Annotated in this window: 2 protein-coding genes and 1 rRNA gene; 1 reads left to right on the top strand and 2 read right to left on the bottom strand. The window is 70.7% G+C overall.

The window, feature by feature from the left end; all coding sequences use genetic code 11:
- Positions 1-45 precede the first annotated feature (45 nt).
- Positions 46-162 (top strand): 5S ribosomal RNA (rrf, locus tag AB8Z36_RS37955).
- A gap of 120 nt (positions 163-282) precedes the next feature.
- Here rrf and AB8Z36_RS37950 read toward each other — a convergent pair.
- Both AB8Z36_RS37950 and AB8Z36_RS37945 read right to left on the bottom strand, forming a co-directional pair.
- Entirely contained in the window at positions 283-1593 is a 1311-nt protein-coding gene (locus tag AB8Z36_RS37950) for a DUF58 domain-containing protein (protein WP_369217924.1), read from the bottom strand.
- Positions 1593-2579, bottom strand: a complete 987-nt coding sequence (locus tag AB8Z36_RS37945; RefSeq protein WP_369217923.1) for an AAA family ATPase — start codon at positions 2577-2579, stop codon at positions 1593-1595. Before AB8Z36_RS37945 ends, AB8Z36_RS37950 begins: the two co-directional genes overlap by 1 nt.
- Positions 2580-2628 lie beyond the last annotated feature (49 nt).

Raw genomic sequence — 2628 nt, 5'->3', positions numbered from 1 at the left:
CCCCATGCATGGTCACGCATGGTGCGGTTGTCAGTTTCATAGTGTTTCGGTGGTCATAGCGTGAGGGAAACGCCCGGTTACATTCCGAACCCGGAAGCTAAGCCTCATAGCGCCGATGGTACTGCAGGGGGGACCCTGTGGGAGAGTAGGACGCCGCCGAACTCCTTTTGATAGGAAACCCCCGCACCTCTGGTGCGGGGGTTTTCTGCGTTCTAGATCTTTCTAAGCTTTTCTCGGTGTTTTAGGTCTTCCATAGGCCTCCCCGCGTCGGTCCATGCTGTTCTACAGACGACCGGCCGACTTCAGGGACAGATAGGCGTCTGCCAGAGCGGGGGCCAGGGTTTCCGGAGTGGCGTCCACGACGGTGACACCGCGATGCGTGAGTTGTTCTGCGGTGCGGTGCCGTTCTGACTGGGCCTGGGCGGCCGCTGCCGCCTCGTAGACCGCGTCCGGTGTTCCCCGGGAGGTCGCCATTCGCTGGATGTACGGGTCGGCCACCGAAGCGACCAGGACCTTGTGCCGCCGGGTGAGGCGGGAAAGTACGGGAAGCAGGCCTTCTTCGATGGGCGCCCGGTCGAGGCTGGTCAGCAGCACGATCAGGGCGTTGCGGTGAGCTGTTCGCAGGGCCGTCGAGGTGAGGCCGCGTGCGTCCGTTTCGATGAGTTCGGGCTCCAGCGTGGCCAGAGCGTTGACCAGAGAGGGCAGGACATCGCCCGCCGATCGGCCCTGGACCAGGGCGCGGACCCGGCGGTCGTAGGCCAGGAGGTCGACCCGGTCGCCCGCTCGTGAGGCCAGGGCGGCCAGCAGCAGGGCCGCGTCCATGGAGGCGTCGAGGCGTGGGGCGTCACCCACTCGGCCCGCCGAGGTACGGCCGGTGTCGAGAACAAGGAGGATGCGCCGGTCCCGCTCCGGGCGCCAGGTGCGGATCGCGACCGTGGACCGGCGGGCCGTGGCGCGCCAGTCGATGGAGCGGGTGTCGTCCCCCGGGACGTAGTCACGCAGGCTGTCGAACTCGGTTCCCTGGCCTCGGGTCAGCACACTGGTCCGGCCGTCGAGCTCGCGCAGGCGGGCCAGTTTCGAGGGCAGGTGCTTGCGGCTGGCGAAAGGGGGCAGGGCGCGCACGGTCCAGGGGACTTTGTGGCTGCCCTGACGGGTGAAGAGGCCCAGGGGGCCGTACGAGCGGATGGTCACGCGGTCGGCCCGGTGGTCGCCGCGACGGGAGGGGCGCAGGCGCGTCGTGAGGCGGCGTCGTTCGCGGGCCGGGACCGTGAGGCGGTGGCGTGGCGCCACGCCGTCGGCCGTGGGTTCCTGGCTGCTCGGGGGCCAGGCGTCGCGGACGACGGCGCGCAGCGGGCGGCCGTAGGGGTTCGTGAGGGTGAGGTCGACGTCGGCGGTCTCACCGAGGCGTACGGAGGTGTCGCCGGAGCGGGTGAGGCCGAGACGGCGTACGGGGGCGGCCAGGGCGAAGTCGCAGGCGCAGGCCAGCGCCAGGGGGGTGTTGACGGCGAGGATGCCGGTCAGGCTCGGCTCCCAGAGGCCCACGGGGAGGCTGCCGAGGGCCGCGAGGAGGGCGGCGCGTCCGGTGAGGGCCATCAGCGGGGGACCGGGACGTGGGCGAGGATCGCGTTGATGACGGAGTCGGCGGTCACGCCTTCCATCTCGGCTTCCGGACGGAGCTGCACGCGGTGGCGGAGTGCGGGGAGCGCGAGGGCTTTGACGTCGTCGGGGATGACGTAGTCGCGGCCGGTGAGCCAGGCCCAGGCGCGGGCGGTGGAGAGCAGGGCCGTGGCGCCGCGCGGGGAGACGCCGAGGGTGAGGGAGGGCGAGTCGCGGGTCGCGCGGCAGACGTCCACCACGTAGGCGGTGATCTCGGGGGAGACGGAGGTCTTGGCGACCGCGGTCCGGGCGGCTTCCAGGTCGGCGGGGCCCGCGACGGGGCGCACGCCGGCGGCGCGCAGGTCCCGGGGGTCGAAGCCCTCGGCGTGCCGGGTGAGGACGTCGATCTCGTCCTGGCGGGAGGGCAGGGGGACCGTCAGCTTCAGGAGGAAACGGTCCAGCTGGGCCTCCGGAAGGGGGTACGTCCCCTCGTATTCGACCGGGTTCTGGGTGGCCGCGACGAGGAAGGGCTCGGGCAGCGGGCGTGCGGTGCCGTCGACGGTGACCTGGCGTTCCTCCATCGCTTCCAGGAGCGAGGACTGGGTCTTGGGCGGGGTGCGGTTGATCTCGTCGGCCAGGAGGAGGTTGGTGAAGACGGGGCCCGGCTGGAAGGAGAACTCGGTGGTGCGGGCGTCGTAGACGAGGGAGCCCGTGACGTCGCTCGGCATCAGGTCCGGGGTGAACTGGACGCGTTTCGTGTCCAGTTCGAGGCTCGACGCGAGGGCGCGCACGAGCAATGTCTTGGCCACTCCGGGGACGCCTTCGAGCAGGACGTGGCCTCGGCAGAGCAGCGCGACGACGAGGCCGGTGACGGCTGGGTCCTGGCCGACCACGGCTTTGGAGATCTCGGCGCGCAGGGCTTCGAGGGAAGCGCGTGCACCGCCGGGATCTCCGGTGGGCCCGTTGTCAGTGGTCGGGTCCATCATGAGTGGCGTACCTCTCTTTCGAGGGCGTCGAGTTGGTCGGCGAGGG

Origin of the sequence: Streptomyces flavofungini (genome assembly GCF_041028215.1) — a bacterium.
Lineage (GTDB): Bacteria > Actinomycetota > Actinomycetes > Streptomycetales > Streptomycetaceae > Streptomyces > Streptomyces flavofungini_B.
Note: the sequence above shows the minus strand (reverse complement) of the source record. Positions and strands in the feature narration are given on the sequence as shown.